This window comes from Humidesulfovibrio sp., assembly GCF_030689645.1.
GTDB lineage: Bacteria > Desulfobacterota > Desulfovibrionia > Desulfovibrionales > Desulfovibrionaceae > Humidesulfovibrio.
The window spans coordinates 13,939-28,669 of the sequence record NZ_JAUYFU010000088.1; the positions used below are offsets into that span (position 1 = coordinate 13,939).

Genomic DNA, 14,731 nt, shown 5'->3' on the forward strand with positions numbered 1-14,731 from the left:
GCATTCGCCGGTGGCCTCGCGCCGCTTTCGCCCCTGTTTGTTTCGCGTTTTGACCTTGCGCCAGAAACCCCTTTCGGGTCGAACGGTTCTGCGCTACAGTCGCGACCGCATGCCAGACACACAGAACGCCATCCTCCTCGCCGCCTTCGGCTCGCGCCTGCCCGGGGCCGAGGCCTCCCTCGACGCCATCCGCACGCGAGCGCGTGAGCTGTACCCGCAGCATCGCGTGGAGACCGCCCTGACCTCCGGCACCGTGCGTCGCCACAAAGGCGCGCAGAGCCGCCACGGCCAGTCGCCCGAGGATATTCTGAAGGGCCTCCTGCGCGAGGGCGTGCGGCGTTTGGCGGTGCAGTCCCTGCACGTGATTCCCGGCGACGAGTACAAAAGCTTGGAGCGCCTGGTGGCGGGCCTGAAAGGCGCTGGCGGCTTCGAGCGCATTGAGCTTGGCCGGCCGCTTCTGGGCAATGCCGACGATGTGCGCCTGGTGGCCCAGACGTTGCTTACCGTGCTGCCGGAAACGCGCCTGCCCGGCGAGGCCGTGCTGCTCATGGGCCACGGCACGCGCGGACGCGCCAATGGCGTCTATCAGGATCTGGCCGACGAACTGCGCGCCCTGGACCCCCTTGTGCTCATCGGCGCGCTGGAGGCCGAGCCCGGCCTGGCCGCCAAGGTCGATGAGCTGCGGACCCTGGGCGTTTGCAAGGTGCACCTTATGCCGCTCTTGTTCGCGCGCGGCGTCCACGCCACCCGCGACATGGCCGGCGAGGGCAAGAACTCCTGGCGCGCCGGGCTCGCCAACGCGGGCTTCGCCTGCGAAACGCACATCAAGGGCGCTGGCGAGCACCCCGTGCTGGCGGGCATCTGGCTCGACCATTTGCGCGAGGCCGTGGAGCGTCTCTCAGCCTAACTTCCTGCCCCCTCCCTTTCGTTATCCCCTCCCTCCTTTTGTTGATCCCCCTGCCCACAGTGGCAGGCATTTCTTGACTGTCTTTGAAAGAACGCGATAGTATTGGAATGTGGAAATAGGCGATGCAGCCCAGGACTGTAATGTCCAAGGCGGTGTTCTTCATGACCATATCCATCCGCACCAGATTGCTTGTGCTCATGCTCGCGGCGGCCCTTCCCGCTGTGGCGATCATGCTCCTGACGGGTCGCGAGCTTGAGGAGAACGTCGTCAGCCGCGCAGAAGGCACTGCCCTGCAACAGGTGCAAAGCATGGCCGCGCATCACGAACGCATCGTGGAGAACGCGCGCCTGCTGCTCGCCACCCTGGCGAAAACCTCGGAAATACGCAGCCTGGACCCCAAGGGCAGCCAGGAGCTTCTGGCGGACATCCAGCAGCGCAACCCGGTGTACGTCACCCTGGCCTTGGCCGATGCGCGGGGCAGGATCCTTGCGCGGGCGCCGGACCATGCGCTCCCTGAAGAAGGGGCCGAGCTGGCCACGTCCGCCTGCTTCAAGAGCGCCCTGGCCAAGGGAGAATTCGTCACCGGGGATTACGCGTACCTCAAGAACGCCAGACGGGTGGTGATCAGCTTCGTCCAGCCCCTTGCCGATGGCCCAGCCGGACCCAGGGGCGTGCTGCTGGCGGCTTTTGATCTGCACCACTTTGGCAGCCTGTTTCAGGGAGCCGGAATGCCCGCAGGCTCCGTGTTAACTTTGACCGATGCAAAAGGCACGCGCCTGACCCGCTTTCCAGAAACGGAGAAGTACACCTGGGTGCCTGATCTGCCCAGGATGCTTGAGCGCATGACCGGACAAGCTGAGGAGGGAACCTTCAGTGAAACCGGGGTGGATGGCGTGCTGCGGCTTTATGCCTTCAAGCGCCTGCACTTTTCCGGAGCGCCCTTTCCGTACCTCATGATCCGGCTGGGGGTTCCCGTGGACGAGGCCCTGGCCCAGGCGCGCGGCGTGGTGCGCCGCAACCTTGCCCTCCTGGGGCTGGCCGCAGTGCTGTTCATGGCCTCGGCCTGGGCGCTGGGCGAGGTGGCCGTGGTGCGCAAGCTCAAGGGGCTCGTGGCCGCCGCCACGCGCCTTGGGGCTGGTGAGCTGGAGGCGCGCACCGGGCTGACCGGGGGCGAGGACGAAATAGGCAGGCTTGGCCAGGCCCTTGACGCCATGGCTCAGGCCTTGGAGAGGCGCGAGCAGGAACGCGACGCCTATGAGAACGAGGTGTGCCACCTGAACGAGTTTCTGGAGGACCGGGTTGAGAAGCGCACCAAGGAACTCGCCTTGGCCAACAAGGAGCTGACGGCTACTTTGGAACGCCTCAATCAGGCTCAGCAGCAGCTCATCCAGTCGGAAAAGATGGCCTCCCTGGGCGGGCTGGTGGCTGGGGTGGCGCACGAGATCAATACCCCTGTGGGAATCGGGGTCACCGCAGCCTCGCACCTGGAGGACAAGACCAAGGCCATGCTTGAGGAGTTCCGGGCCGGGGCGCTCAAGCGCGCCAGCCTCGAAGAATTTCTTGGCGTGTGCGACGAGTCCACGCACATGATCCTGGCCAACCTGCGCCGCGCAGCGGAACTCATCCGCAGCTTTAAGCAGGTGGCCGTGGACCGCTCCACCGAGGAGCGGCGGGTGTTCCTCCTGCGCAGCTATTTCGAGCAGGTGCTCTTGTCGTTGCGGCCGCATCTGAAGAAGACCGCCATCGTTGTGGAGCTGGCCTGCGATGACAAGGTGGAGATCGACTCCTACCCCGGCGTGTGGTCCCAGATTCTGACCAACCTGGTGCTGAACGCCTTGCAGCATGCCTATGAACCCGGCCAGGCCGGGCGCATCAAAATCACCGCCACCCTGGAGCCGGAACGCCTGCGCTTCATCTTCGCCGACGACGGCAAGGGCATTGCGCCGGAGAATCTGAACCTGATTTTCGAGCCCTTCTTCACCACCTATCGTCAGAAAGGGGGCACCGGGCTCGGTTTGTCCATCGTCTACAACCTCGTCACCCAGACCATGGGCGGAACCATCCATGTGGCCAGCGAGCTGGGCCAGGGCACGGTGTTCAGCATCATGGTGCCCCTGGCGAAGGCGTGAGCGCCTGCCTGAGCGCTAGCCCAGTCCCAGCATCCACACGGCCAGGGGCGCGAAACCGGCGGTGAATATGCCCGCCAGGATCATGGCCAGCCCGGCCATGGCGCCCTGCTGTTCGCCCTCCATGAGGGCTGTGGCTGTGCCCTGCCCGTGGGAAACAGTGCCCAGGGCCAGGCCGCGCGCCATGGGGTCGCGCACGCGCGCAAGGGTGAGCAGCCAGCCGCCCAGAAGGGATCCCAGGGTGCCGGTGGCCACCACAAAGGCTGCGGTCAGAGCCGGAATGCCCTTGTAGATGGCGGCGATCTCCACCGCAAAGGGGATGGTGACGCCCTTGGGCAGGATGGACGCCACGACGTCCTGGGGCATGCCGCCCAGCTTGGCGATGGCTCCTGCCGTGAGCATGGCCAGAAACGCGCCCAGGGCCACGCTGCCAAGAATGGCCGGGGCGGAGCGCAGGAGCAGGCTGCGGTGGCGGTACAGGGGAACGGCCAGGCCGACGGTGGCCGGGCCGAGCAGCGCGGTCATGATGTTTTTGGCTGGAACGTATTCGCTGTAGGGGATGCGCAAAACCACAAGAGCGGTGATGATGAGGGCTGCGCCAAGGGCCACCACGTTGAGCAGCGGGTGCCGGAAGCGCAGGTACAGGCGCCGCACGCCCAGGTATGCAGCCAGGGTGATGGCGATGCAGAAGATGGTCGTGGCGTTCATGCGCCCCGCCTTTTGTTCAGCAGTTGCGAAAGGCCGCCAACGGCCAGCAGTGGCAGCACGGCGCTGATGACGATGGCGAGAAGCAGCGTGAGGCCGTAGTCGTAGAACACCCCGCCCCATTCCATGAGGCCCACGGCGATGGGCACGAAAAAGAACACCAGGTGCTTGAGCAGGAAGTCTGCGGCCAGCTCCACGTGTTTGAGCTTGAGAACGCCAAGGGAAAGCAGGGTGAAAAGCAGGATGACCCCGATGACGTTTCCGGGGATGGGCAGGCCCGTGAAGGCCGCGAACCAGGAACTGCCCTGGTAGATGGCCCAGAGAAGCGCCAGTTGTCCAAGGGCTTTCAGCGTCTGTGTCACAAGGGGAACCTCTTGTTGTCTGTGGGGCGGGGCCAGGCCCGCATGCCTGCATAGCCCAATCCTCGCCAGGGCGGAAGAGGGCCAGCGAGGCGCATTCTGGCGGCGCATTCTGGTTGTTGAGGCTGCGGGCGGAGAGAATATCATGCTTCTGGAATGATTTGAATCCGCCTCGCCCCCTCGACGAATCGCGGGCAATGTGGCATGAGTTGCGGGCAGCGGGTGCAGGCCCGGAAAGGTCCGTCAACGACAGACAAGGAGTGCGCGCATGGCCGAGGTAATCAAGGTGCTGGTGGTGGACGATGAAGAGCGTTTCCGCAACACCCTGGGCAAGCTCCTCACCGCCCACGGCATGACCGTCACCATCGCGGACGGCGGGCAGAGCGCCCTTGAGATCCTGAGGGGCGACCCCCACGACATCGTTCTGCTGGACGTGAAGATGCCCGGCATGAGCGGCCAGGACACCTTGCCCGAGATCAAGAAGATCGACCCGGACATTGAGGTTATCATCCTCACCGGTCACGCCTCGGTGGACATCGCTGCGGAGATGATGACCCGCGGCGGCTCCGATTACCTGCTCAAGCCCTATCCCATGGATGAGCTCCTGGGCATCATCCACATCGCCTATGACCGCCGCAAGACGGCCAAGGGCCTGTAGGGGAGCCATGCGCATCATCCGTGTCCGCTACCGCGACCGTTCGTTCTACGCCGCAATCACCAGCCCGGAGTCAGTGCGCTGCCTGAACAACGAGGAGGGGCTGCCCGATGAGATCCCTCTCTCCGAGGTGGAGCTTCTGCCCCTGGTGCGGCCCAGCAAGGTCGTCTGCGTGGGGCTGAACTACCGCGATCACGCCCGCGAGCTTGGCCTGGCCCTGCCGGACGAGCCGATACTTTTCCTCAAGCCGTCCAGCTCCGTCATCGGCCCCGGCGACGCCATCGTCATGCCTGCCTGCTCAGAGCGCGTGGACTACGAGGCCGAGCTGGCCCTGGTCATCGGCAAGACGGCTCGCTTCGTCTCCGAGGCCGAGGCCCGCAGCTGCGTGTTCGGCTACACCTGCGCCAACGACGTCACCGCGCGCGACCTGCAGACCAAGGACGGCCAGTGGACGCGGGCTAAGAGCTTCGACACCTTCTGCCCCGTGGGCCCCTGGATCGAGACCCACGTGACGGATGAGCGCGCCCTGGGCATCCGGGCAGTGGTCAACGGACAGGTGCGGCAGCAGGGAACCACCGCAGACATGATTTTCCCGCCAGCGATGCTCGTGAGCTTCATCTCCCGCGTCATGACGCTCCTGCCTGGCGATGTGATCCTCACCGGCTCTCCGGCGGGCATCGGCCCCCTGGCAGAGGGCGACGAGGTGAGCGTGGAGATCGACCAGGTGGGCTTCCTGCTCAATCCGGTCATCAGCGAAGGCCCCAGCGACGCGAGCGCCGTGCAGTAGCCGCGACGGCGGCTATTTTCAGGGCCGCAATCATGGGCATTTTTTTCGAATCGCCGGAACGGGTGAATCCGTCCTGCGTCCAGGTGCTTTTTCCCCTTGCCAAGCGCTGGCGTTCGACGTAAAAACACCCGTTTCACAAATCACACGCCCCGGCTTTTTTCTGGGTGCCCCGGATGTTCCGGGGACGGCCAATTGCCAGGGCGGAGGTTAAACCCAGGAGGAATTATGGCTTACGTTACCATGAAGCAGATGCTGGAGACCGGCGTCCATTTCGGTCACCAGACCCGCCGCTGGAACCCCAAGATGCGCACCTATATTTTTGGCGCGCGCAACGGCATCCACATCATCGACCTGCAGCAGACCGTGAAGCTGTTCCAGAAGGCCCACGACTTCATCGTCGAGACCGTGGCCAAGGGCGGCAAGGTCCTGTTCATCGGCACCAAGCGCCAGGCCCAGGAGGCCATCAAGGCTGAAGTGGAGCGCTGCGGCATGCATTGCGTCACCCAGCGTTGGATGGGCGGAACTCTCACCAACTTCCAGACCATCAAGAAGAGCATCGACCGCCTGAAGAGCCTGGAATCCATGTTTGCCGACGGCACCATCAACAAGTTCCCCAAGAAGGAAATTGTGCAGATGAGCCGCGAGGTCGTGAAGCTGAACGACGCTCTGGGCGGCATCAAGGACATGGCCGAAGCCCCCAGGGTCGCCTTCATCATCGACCCCAACCGCGAGCACATCGCGGTGAAGGAATGCCGCAAGCTGGGCATCCCCGTTGTGGCCGTGGTCGACTCCAACTGCGACCCGGACCTCATCGATTACGTCATTCCGGGCAATGATGACGCCATCCGCGCCATCAAGCTCTTCGCCACCCACATCGCCGACGCCTGCATCGAAGGCGCGGCTGTCCAGAAGGAAAACGCCCCCGGCGGCGCCAAGAACGCCCCGGCCAAGGAAACTGAAGTCGATGCGGCCGCCGAGAAAGCCGCCGCCGAGGAGGAGTAAGTCATGGCTGAGATCAGCGCCCAAGCGGTGAAGGTTCTGCGCGAAAGGACCGGCGCAGGCATGATGGATTGCAAGAAAGCCCTCGTTGAGAGCGGCGGCGACGAAGAGAAGGCCATCGCCTACCTGCGCGAGAAGGGCCTGTCCAAGGCCGCCAAGAAGGCCGGCCGCGCCACCAGCCAGGGCATTGTGGGTTCCTACATCCACAACAACGGCAAGATCGGCGTCATGGTCGAGCTGAAATGCGAGACCGACTTCGTGGCCAAGAACGAGAAGTTCCAGGCCTTCGCCAGGGATCTGGCCATGCAGATCGCCGCCACCGCGCCTCTGTGCGTGTCGCCTGAACAGGTGCCCGCGGACCTGCTGGCCAAGGAGCGCGAGATCTTCAAGAACCAGGCCATGGAAGAGGGCAAGCCCGAAGCCATCGCCGAGAAGATCGTCGAAGGTCGCCTGAAGAAGTACTACTCCGAAGTCTGCCTGCTTGATCAGCCCTTCATCAAGGAGGACAAGAAGTCCATCCGGGATCTGCTGAACGAGCTCATCGCCGTCTTGGGCGAGAACATGCAGGTCGGGCGGTTCAGCCGCATGGTCCTGGGCGAAGACGCCGAAGCGGAAGCCACCGAGGAATAGCGAAAACGAACGGGCCGCAAGGCCCGTTTTTTTTGAAACTCCCCAGCTGGCGAAGATATAACAGGAAGCAACCGGGTCAACGCCCACCTTACGAGGAGGAACATGGAAAAGCTGCACTACTCACGGGTTCTCCTCAAGCTCTCGGGCGAGGCTTTGGCCGGCGAGCAGGAGTTCGGCATCGAGCCCAAGGCCATCGGCACCTTCTGCCGCGAAATAGCTGATGTGGCCAAGCTCGGCGTGCAGATCGCCCTTGTCATCGGCGGCGGCAACATTTTCCGGGGCATGGCCGCAAGCGAACAGGGCATGGACCGCGCACAGGGCGACTACATGGGCATGCTGGCCACGGTCATGAACGCCCTCGCCGTGCAGGACGCCCTGGAGAAGCTTGGCTGCGACACCCGCGTCATGACCGCCTTCACCATGAAGGAAGTGGCCGAGCCGTACATCCGCCGCCGCGCGGAACGGCACCTGGAAAAGGGGCGCGTGGTGATCTGCGCCGCCGGAACCGGCAACCCCTATTTTACCACCGACACTGCCGCGGCCCTGCGCGCCTCGGAACTCAAGTGCGAGGCGATCCTGAAGGCCACCAAGGTGGACGGCGTGTACGACAAGGACCCCAAGAAGTTCACGGACGCCGTGCGTTACGACACCGTGACATACATGGAGACCCTGGAGAAGCGCCTGGGCGTCATGGACGCCACAGCCATTTCTCTCGCGCGGGACAACAACCTGCCCATCATCGTGTTCAATCTGTTCAAGGAAGGCAACATCCGCCGGGTCATCCAGGGGGAGAAGCTCGGCACCATCGTTGAAGGAGGGAACTAGACATGCACGCAGTGATCGACGACGGAAAAAAACGCATGGTCGGAGCTCTCACGAGTCTGACCAAGGAGTTCTCGCGCCTGCGCACGGGCCGGGCCTCCGTTTCCCTTATTGAGCCCATCATCGCCGACTACTACGGCAATCCCACGCCCATTGGCCAGATCGCCTCGCTCTCCGTGCCCGATGCTCGCACCATCACCATCCAGCCGTGGGACAAGGCGGCCTTTGGCGCGGTGGAGAAGGCCATCATGAAAAGCGACCTGGGCTTGAATCCCGTGAACGACGGCAAGCTGATCCGCATCTGCATTCCGCCTCTTACCGAGGACCGCCGCAAGGATCTGGTGAAGGTCGCCAAGAAGTTCACCGAGGAAGCCAAGGTGGCCGTGCGCAACGTGCGCCGCGATTTGAACGAGGCCCTGAAGAAGCTGCAGAAGGACAAGGACATCACCGAGGACGAACAGCGCAAGCTGACCGACGAGGTGCAGAAGCTCACCGACGACACCATCAAGAAGTGCGACGAGGCCTTCTCCCTCAAGGAGAAGGAAATCCTGGCCCTGTAAGGCGCGAATGACCGGAACCACCGACGCTTCTTCCGTGCCCGGGCACATCGCCATCATCATGGACGGCAACGGTCGCTGGGCCCAGCGCCGGGGGCTCTCGCGCAGCGAGGGCCACCGCGCCGGGACCCGCACCGCCAAGGCCGTGGTCACCCGCTGCCGCGAGCTGGGGGTCAGGCACCTCACGCTGTACACTTTCTCGCGTGAGAACTGGTCGCGCCCCAAGGATGAGGTCGGGCTGATTTTCGACCTGCTGGTGGAGTACATGAAGGGCGAGCTGGGCAACCTGCTCGAACAGGACATCCGCCTGAAGGTCCTGGGCGAGATGGACGGGCTGCCCTTCGTGGTCCGGCAGAGCCTGTCCCACGTCATGAGCAAGACCGCCCACTGCCGCGCCATGACCCTCAACCTGGCACTGAACTATTCGGGCCGGGAGGAGATTCTGCGCGCCTGCCGCGCCCTTGCGGCCAAGGGCCTCGCGCCGGAAGCCATCACCGAGGATGCCTTTGCGGCGGAGCTGTACACCGCAGGCCAGCCCGACCCGGACCTGATCATCCGCACCAGCGGCGAATTGCGGCTCTCCAACTATCTGCTGTTCCAGGCCGCCTACGCCGAGTTCTACTTCACCGAAACCCTCTGGCCGGACTTTGACGAGGCCGAGCTTGAGCGTGCATTGGCCCACTATCAAAGCCGCCAGCGCCGCTTCGGAAAAACCGGCGAGCAGGTGGCCGACTAGCCCCGGCTCCCCGGCAGTCGCAGGCAGCCTGCCTGGTCTTGCCTTTCCCCCCGAAGCGTGGTTCCCTCCGAAAAACAGCAGGAGACCCCATGCGTCATCCCTTTGCCTTTGCCTTATTGCTGACCCTGTGTCTTTGCGCCTTTCCGCCCACCTCCTCGGCCCACGCCGCGGACAAGTCCGGCGATGCCGCCCAGGCCCAAGCCCCGGACCTCCCCAGCGACGCCGAGGTGTTGGAGTACTTGCGGCTCTTCGGCTATGGGGAAATGATGGAAATGGGCGCGGCGCACCAGCTCGACGCCCTCATTGAGCTGTTCCGCCAGAGCAGGCCCGACCTTGCTCCGGGGGTGCTGGATCTCATTCATCAGGAGCTGCGCGCCGAGCTCAAGGCCGCCGCCGAGCAGTCCCTGGGTGAGATGGTGGCGGTGTTCAAGCGCCATATGACGCGCCAGGACGTGCGCTACCTCATCGGCGTAGGGCGCGACCCGCGCATGCAGCGGGTGGTGCGCATGCAGCCGGGCATTGCGCGGGACATGGAGATCATAGGCGAGCGCCTGGCTGAAATCGTCACCGCCAAGGCCGCGCCCAAGATCGAGGAACGCTTGAGAATGCTTCAGGGCGGTCAGGAGCTCTAAGCTTCGCGCCTGCATCAGAATAGAACAAGGAGCTGGAATTTTGCTGAAAAAAATCTGCGCCGGGTTTGCGGCCCTGTGTCTTTCCGTTGTCGTTTTCGCCTCGGTCGCCCAGGCTGAGGAGTTGAGTCCGGCCAAGCGCCAGGAGGTGCTGCGCCTCATTGAGGCCATGGGCGGCAAGGACCTGATTATGCAGTTCGTTCGCCAGAACATGGGGTTGGTGAAGAAGTTCCGCCCAGACATCCCGGCGGACAAGATGCCTGCGGTGGAGCGCGACATCTCGGCCCTGGTTTCGGAGAAGATCGCCGCCCCGGGCGGGCTGGCCGACCAGTTGCTGCCGGTGTTCGCCAAGCATTTCAGCCCGCAGGAGATGCGCGAGCTCGCGGCCTTCTACGAATCCCCGGTGGGGCGCAAGGCCGTGGCCATCATGCCCTCGGCCATGCGAGAGTCCAAGGACGTGGCCCAGCGCATGGCCATCGGCATGATTCCGCAGCTGAACCAGCGCGTGAACGAGACCTTGCAGCGTGAAGCCCAGCGGCGCGAGGCCCAGAGCCCTGTCCAGGGCGCAGCGGTTGGTTCGGGCCAGCTGTAGCCGGACCCGCATATCATTTTAAAGACTGGTTCCGGCCTCTTTTCTCGTCGTAGCAGATGCGGGGAGGGAGGCCGGTTTTTATGGCCTTTGTCTTGGGGTGCATGACCTGGCGGAGTTGCGCCTTGCCACCGCCAGGAACTCGCGCTGAAGACGGCCAGCGCCGCCAGGGGGGCGTCTGGCAGCATGGAGTTGGTTCAAGGATGCTCAGCGATGCGGGCATCTTCTCCAGGGCGATGGGCGGATGGATGGAGCTTGGCCGTGTTAAAGCAGGCCAGCGTCCTGAAAGCTGAAGTGCGCGGCCTCGGTGACGATAAGGTGGTCCAGCACGCGCAGCCCCAGCTCCTGCGCCGCGCGGGCGATGCGCCGGGTGAGCTCGCGGTCCTGCACGGACGGGCTGGGGTCGCCGCCGGGATGGTTGTGCGCCAGGATGAGGCCCGAGGCTTGATGCTTGAGGGCCAGGGCCAACACCTCGCGGGGGTACACCGGGGTCTCGTCCACAGTGCCCTTGCCAACGCGCTCCCAGGCCATGAGCCGGTTCTTGTTGTCCACCAGCGCCACCCAGAATTCCTCCACCTTCAGGTGCCCGATGCGCGCCCGCGCGGCCTCGGCCACCACCTCCGGGCCGGAGAACACCTGCTTTTCGCGCACGGGGGCTTCGCCAAGGCGGGCGAAGATCTCGCGCAAGAGCGCCCAGTGCCCGGCCAGGCTTTCGCCAAAGCCCTTGACCTCGCAGAGGGCCTCGGGCCGGGCGGTCATTACCTCGCGCAGGGAGCCGAAGCGCGCTACGAGGTCCTTGGCCAGGGGCTTGGTGTCGCGGCGGGGCAGCACTTGGCCCAGCAGCAGCTCGAGCAGTTCGTAGTCCGCCAGGGCCTTGGGCTCCGTGGTGAGTTTCTCCCGCAGTCGCTGGCGGTGGCCAAGGTAGTGCGGCGGCGGGGTCTCCGCAGCCTTGCTGGTTGCCTTGGGCGGCTTGGGCGCGGGGCTCACGCGGGCCTCCGGTCCTGGTCCCTGCCCTGCAACAGAGCGGAAAGCTGGGCCACATAGGATTCCAGGGTGTCGTCGGGTCTGCGCGCGCCGCTGATGACTCCCAGATTGGCGTCCAGGGTCAGCTCGATGATCCGGGCGATGCCGGCGCGGCCCAGGCGGCGCGCCATCTGCGAGAGGGCGGGCTTGTCGCGCGGGTTCATGCGCACCTTGTGCTCCTCCCCTTCGCAAAGCATCCACATCTGCCGGGCCTGCCAGGCCACGTAGCCCAGAAGCTGGAAGAGGATTTTGTCGCCGCCGGGGCGCAAATGGTCGTCCAGCACGCGCGCCCAGACGGCTCGCAGCGCTTCGGGATCCTTGGCCGGAGAGGCCGCCAGCCCCTTCATGAAATCAAAGAAATCCATGTCGCCGTGCGGCGCGATGAGTTCGGCCATCTGCGCTGTGACGCGTTTCCCGTCGCCAGCGGCCAGCTCCAGCTTGTCCAGTTCAAGCCCAGCCGCCAGGGCGTCGTGGGGCAGGGCGCACAGCAAGGCCTGGCGCGCCGGGTCATCCATCTCAAGGCCCTTGTCCCTGGCCCAGAGGTCGAGGAATTTCGGCAGGGTCGATTCCGTGAGTCCGGCGGACTGCCAGATCCAGGCGTTGGCTTCCGCCGCCTGCCAGAGCTTGCGCTTGGGCAGGAACACCGGCACCGGCTGTTTGCCGTCCTTCCAGCGGCCCTCCAGGCAGAACACGGGCAGCACGGTGGACGCCGTCAGGCGGACGGCCTCATCCAGGCGGTCCCAGACTTCGGCCTTGAGGGCCTCGGCCCGGCGCAGCACCAGCACGGTGGGGGTGGAGAAGAGGTTCTGGGTTGTCAGCTCGCCCCAGTAGGACTGGGAGAAGGGCTCGTCGTCGCCCCAGAACACTTTGCGGGCCACGTTCTCGCCCAAGCCGAGCGCCAGTTTGGACACCTGGCGGCGCAGCAGTTCCGCGTCCGGGCAGATGAGGAAGCGGTGGCCGCGTCGGGCGGATATCAGCGGAGCAGAGGGCGAAGCCATGCCGGCCGCCTAGTAGTTTTCGGTGATGAGGTCGGCCATGCGCCGCACCAGCAGGTCGGTGAGACGCTGGTCCGCGCCGTCGGAATCGCCGGGGTAGAACGACTCGTTCTGGACCTGTTCGCCGGAGTCCCAGATGACGGCGCCATCTGTGGCGCGTGTGATGCGGAAAACGACGGTGATGCTTGTGCTGAGCTTCACGGACTGGTCCGCCTGTCCCGCCAAGGCCGTGGACCGGGTGAACCTCTTGATGGTGATGGTCAGCAGGCTGGTGGCCTTGGCCCTGTCCGTCCAGTTCACCAGTCGGCGGCGATTGAACTCGTCGCGGATGAGGGAGCGCAGGCGGGGCTCAAGCCATGACTCGGTGGAAGGGTTGTCCACGCGCACCAGGGCCATGTTGCGTTGGTCCGGCGCCAGGCGCGAGCCTTGCTCCGTGCCGTCGGATGCGCCCGAACCAGCGAAGTGGTAGCCGCAGCCGCACAGGGCCAGGACCACCAGGAGGAACAGCGCCAGCCTGAAGGCCAGTGTGCGCGAAAGCCTGGGCATGACGAACCTCCCCCCTGTATCGGCGGCGGGCTAGCCCGCCACCACGTTGACCAGCTTGCCCGGCACCACGATGAGTTTCTTGATGCTCTTGCCTTCAAGGTGCTTGAGCACGTTCTCGTGCGTTCTGGCGAACTCGCGCAACTCGTCCTGGTTGGCTGCGGCGGGCACCATGAGCTTGCCGCGCACCTTGCCGTTCACCTGCACCACCAGCTCGATCTCGTCCTTCACCAGGGCCGACTCGTCATAGCCGGGCCAGGGATGGGTCGCCAACTGGCCCTTGTGGCCCATGTGGGCCCAAAGTTCCTCGCACAGGTGCGGGGCCACTGGAGAAAGCAGCGTCAGCACCGTGGAGAGGGCCGAGGACAGCGCTTTCGCGCCGCCGGGAGCATTTTTCAGGCCGTCCTTCACGCCGTACATCTCGTTCACCAGCTCCATGAGCGCGGCGATGACGGTGTTGAACTGGAACTTGTTGTCCATGTCGCGGGTAACTTTGCGGACCGTGTCGTGCTCTTTGCGGCGCAGATCTTTTGCCTGGCCTTCGACGGCTCCGCCCAGTTCGGACAGGGGGGCGCAGGGGCCGACGGCCTTGAGCGCGCCCGCGTCGGCGAGCTCCTCGGCCAGGCGCCACACGCGGTTCAGGAAGCGGAACGCGCCCTCGATGCCGGCATCGCTCCACTCCAGGTCCTTTTCCGGCGGCGAGGCGAAGAGGATGAACAGGCGCGTGGCGTCGGCGCCGTATTTGCCGATCATGGAGTTGGGGTCCACCACGTTGCCCTTGCTCTTGCTCATCTTGGCGCCGTCTTTGAGCACCATGCCCTGGGTGAGCAGGTGCTTGAACGGTTCGGCCTCGTCGGTGTAGCCCAGGTCGCGCAGCACCTTCACAAAGAAGCGGGAGTAAAGCAGGTGCAGAATGGCGTGTTCAATGCCGCCAATGTACTGGTCCACCGGGGACCAGTATTTGAGGGCCTCGCGGTCAAAGGGCGCGTCGTCGTTGCGGGCGCTTGTGTAGCGCAGGAAATACCAGCTGGACTCCATGAAGGTGTCGAAGGTGTCGGTCTCGCGCTTGGCCGCGCCTCCGCACTTGGGGCAACTGGCGTTCACGAAGCTTTCCAGCAGGGGCAGCGGCGAGCGGCCGTCCTCGCGCACCTGGGCGTCCTCGGGCAGGCGAACGGGCAGCTGGTCGTCCGGCACGGGCACCATGCCGCACGTGTCGCAGTGCACCACGGGAATGGGCGCGCCCCAGAAGCGCTGACGCGAAATGCCCCAGTCGCGCAGGCGGTAGTTCACCGTGGCCTTGGCGCAACCGGTTTCTGCCAGGTGGCTGATGATGGAGGCCTTGGCGTCCTGGTTGCCCATGCCGTCGAACTGGCCCGAGTTCACAAGGAAGCCGGGGTCGGCGTAGGCCGCAGTCATGGCGGAGGGGTCCAGGGTTTCGCCCTTGGGCTCAATGACCACCTGCATGGGCAGGTCGTACTTGCGGGCAAATTCGAAGTCGCGCTGGTCGTGGGCGGGCACGGCCATCACCGCGCCGGTGCCGTAGCCCATGAGCACGAAGTTGGCCACGTGGATGGGCATGTCCTTGCCCGTAAGCGGGTTCACGCAGTACGCGCCGGTGAACACGCCCTCCTTCTCCAGATCCTCGGCCCCGCGCTTGATGCGGTCCATG

17 protein-coding genes are annotated in these 14,731 nt (G+C 64.8%); 11 read left to right on the forward strand and 6 right to left on the reverse strand.

What is annotated here, in order from left to right; all coding sequences use genetic code 11:
* The first annotated feature begins 109 nt into the window (after positions 1-109).
* Positions 110-907: a sirohydrochlorin cobaltochelatase gene (locus Q8O35_RS12440; protein ID WP_305573779.1), complete on the forward strand. Its 798-nt coding sequence runs from the start codon at positions 110-112 to the stop codon at positions 905-907.
* A gap of 161 nt (positions 908-1,068) precedes the next feature.
* Positions 1,069-3,036: an ATP-binding protein gene (locus Q8O35_RS12445; protein WP_305573781.1), complete on the forward strand. Its 1,968-nt coding sequence runs from the start codon at positions 1,069-1,071 to the stop codon at positions 3,034-3,036.
* A gap of 15 nt (positions 3,037-3,051) precedes the next feature.
* On the opposite strand, the gene Q8O35_RS12450 is transcribed toward Q8O35_RS12445, so the two are convergent.
* Together Q8O35_RS12450 and Q8O35_RS12455 are read right to left on the reverse strand one after the other, a co-directional pair.
* Complete coding sequence (locus Q8O35_RS12450; RefSeq protein WP_305573783.1) at positions 3,052-3,741, reverse strand: LrgB family protein; 690 nt, start codon at positions 3,739-3,741, stop codon at positions 3,052-3,054.
* A complete protein-coding gene (locus Q8O35_RS12455) occupies positions 3,738-4,100 on the reverse strand; it encodes a CidA/LrgA family protein (protein WP_305573785.1) in 363 nt (120 codons plus the stop codon). Before Q8O35_RS12455 ends, Q8O35_RS12450 begins: the two co-directional genes overlap by 4 nt.
* Before the next feature lie 265 nt (positions 4,101-4,365).
* Between Q8O35_RS12455 and Q8O35_RS12460 the strand changes: the two genes are divergently transcribed.
* From Q8O35_RS12460 to Q8O35_RS12500, 9 genes are all read left to right on the forward strand, one after another.
* On the forward strand, positions 4,366-4,755 hold the full coding sequence (locus Q8O35_RS12460; RefSeq protein ID WP_305573787.1) for a response regulator: 390 nt from the start codon (positions 4,366-4,368) through the stop codon (positions 4,753-4,755).
* A 7-nt stretch (positions 4,756-4,762) separates the two neighbouring features.
* Entirely contained in the window at positions 4,763-5,539 is a 777-nt protein-coding gene (locus tag Q8O35_RS12465; protein WP_305573789.1) for a fumarylacetoacetate hydrolase family protein, read from the forward strand.
* A 225-nt stretch (positions 5,540-5,764) separates the two neighbouring features.
* On the forward strand, positions 5,765-6,541 hold the full coding sequence (gene rpsB, locus Q8O35_RS12470; protein ID WP_305573791.1) for a 30S ribosomal protein S2: 777 nt from the start codon (positions 5,765-5,767) through the stop codon (positions 6,539-6,541).
* Between the two features lie 3 nt (positions 6,542-6,544).
* Complete coding sequence (gene tsf / locus Q8O35_RS12475; RefSeq protein ID WP_305573793.1) at positions 6,545-7,168, forward strand: translation elongation factor Ts; 624 nt, start codon at positions 6,545-6,547, stop codon at positions 7,166-7,168.
* 102 nt (positions 7,169-7,270) lie between these two features.
* A complete protein-coding gene (pyrH, locus tag Q8O35_RS12480; RefSeq protein WP_305573795.1) occupies positions 7,271-7,993 on the forward strand; it encodes a UMP kinase in 723 nt (240 codons plus the stop codon).
* A 2-nt stretch (positions 7,994-7,995) separates the two neighbouring features.
* Positions 7,996-8,550 carry a ribosome recycling factor gene (frr, locus tag Q8O35_RS12485; protein ID WP_305573797.1) on the forward strand — a complete coding sequence of 185 codons (555 nt, stop codon included), beginning with the start codon at positions 7,996-7,998 and terminating at the stop codon, positions 8,548-8,550.
* 7 nt (positions 8,551-8,557) lie between these two features.
* On the forward strand, positions 8,558-9,283 hold the full coding sequence (gene uppS, locus Q8O35_RS12490) for a polyprenyl diphosphate synthase (protein WP_305573799.1): 726 nt from the start codon (positions 8,558-8,560) through the stop codon (positions 9,281-9,283).
* Between the two features lie 89 nt (positions 9,284-9,372).
* Positions 9,373-9,915 carry a hypothetical protein gene (locus Q8O35_RS12495; protein ID WP_305573801.1) on the forward strand — a complete coding sequence of 181 codons (543 nt, stop codon included), beginning with the start codon at positions 9,373-9,375 and terminating at the stop codon, positions 9,913-9,915.
* 40 nt (positions 9,916-9,955) lie between these two features.
* Positions 9,956-10,504: a DUF2059 domain-containing protein gene (locus Q8O35_RS12500; RefSeq protein WP_305573803.1), complete on the forward strand. Its 549-nt coding sequence runs from the start codon at positions 9,956-9,958 to the stop codon at positions 10,502-10,504.
* A 261-nt stretch (positions 10,505-10,765) separates the two neighbouring features.
* On the opposite strand, the gene radC is transcribed toward Q8O35_RS12500, so the two are convergent.
* The 4 genes from radC to Q8O35_RS12520 all read right to left on the reverse strand — a co-directional run.
* Positions 10,766-11,488 (reverse strand): DNA repair protein RadC, encoded by a 723-nt coding sequence (radC, locus tag Q8O35_RS12505; RefSeq protein ID WP_305573805.1) that lies wholly within the window; start codon positions 11,486-11,488, stop codon positions 10,766-10,768.
* Positions 11,485-12,522 (reverse strand): DNA polymerase III subunit delta, encoded by a 1,038-nt coding sequence (locus tag Q8O35_RS12510; RefSeq protein WP_305573807.1) that lies wholly within the window; start codon positions 12,520-12,522, stop codon positions 11,485-11,487. The genes radC and Q8O35_RS12510 overlap by 4 nt, the downstream gene beginning before the upstream one ends.
* Before the next feature lie 9 nt (positions 12,523-12,531).
* Positions 12,532-13,065 carry an LPS assembly lipoprotein LptE gene (gene lptE / locus Q8O35_RS12515; protein ID WP_305573809.1) on the reverse strand — a complete coding sequence of 178 codons (534 nt, stop codon included), beginning with the start codon at positions 13,063-13,065 and terminating at the stop codon, positions 12,532-12,534.
* A 30-nt stretch (positions 13,066-13,095) separates the two neighbouring features.
* The coding region (locus Q8O35_RS12520; RefSeq protein WP_305573811.1) for a class I tRNA ligase family protein at positions 13,096-14,731 on the reverse strand (1,636 nt) is incomplete at its 5' end.

What these genes read in the sequence shown, in the direction of transcription:
- pyrH (WP_305573795.1), top strand. Translation starts at nt 7,271, where the DNA reads ATGGAAAAGCTGCACTACTCACGGGTTCTCCTCAAGCTCTCGGGCGAG.
- tsf (WP_305573793.1), top strand. Translation starts at nt 6,545, where the DNA reads ATGGCTGAGATCAGCGCCCAAGCGGTGAAGGTTCTGCGCGAAAGGACC.
- Q8O35_RS12495 (WP_305573801.1), top strand. Translation starts at nt 9,373, where the DNA reads ATGCGTCATCCCTTTGCCTTTGCCTTATTGCTGACCCTGTGTCTTTGC.
- rpsB (WP_305573791.1), top strand. Translation starts at nt 5,765, where the DNA reads ATGGCTTACGTTACCATGAAGCAGATGCTGGAGACCGGCGTCCATTTC.
- Q8O35_RS12465 (WP_305573789.1), top strand. Translation starts at nt 4,763, where the DNA reads ATGCGCATCATCCGTGTCCGCTACCGCGACCGTTCGTTCTACGCCGCA.
- lptE (WP_305573809.1), bottom strand. Translation starts at nt 13,065, where the DNA reads ATGCCCAGGCTTTCGCGCACACTGGCCTTCAGGCTGGCGCTGTTCCTC.
- uppS (WP_305573799.1), top strand. Translation starts at nt 8,558, where the DNA reads ATGACCGGAACCACCGACGCTTCTTCCGTGCCCGGGCACATCGCCATC.
- Q8O35_RS12445 (WP_305573781.1), top strand. Translation starts at nt 1,069, where the DNA reads ATGACCATATCCATCCGCACCAGATTGCTTGTGCTCATGCTCGCGGCG.
- Q8O35_RS12460 (WP_305573787.1), top strand. Translation starts at nt 4,366, where the DNA reads ATGGCCGAGGTAATCAAGGTGCTGGTGGTGGACGATGAAGAGCGTTTC.
- Q8O35_RS12450 (WP_305573783.1), bottom strand. Translation starts at nt 3,741, where the DNA reads ATGAACGCCACGACCATCTTCTGCATCGCCATCACCCTGGCTGCATAC.
- frr (WP_305573797.1), top strand. Translation starts at nt 7,996, where the DNA reads ATGCACGCAGTGATCGACGACGGAAAAAAACGCATGGTCGGAGCTCTC.
- Q8O35_RS12440 (WP_305573779.1), top strand. Translation starts at nt 110, where the DNA reads ATGCCAGACACACAGAACGCCATCCTCCTCGCCGCCTTCGGCTCGCGC.
- Q8O35_RS12510 (WP_305573807.1), bottom strand. Translation starts at nt 12,522, where the DNA reads ATGGCTTCGCCCTCTGCTCCGCTGATATCCGCCCGACGCGGCCACCGC.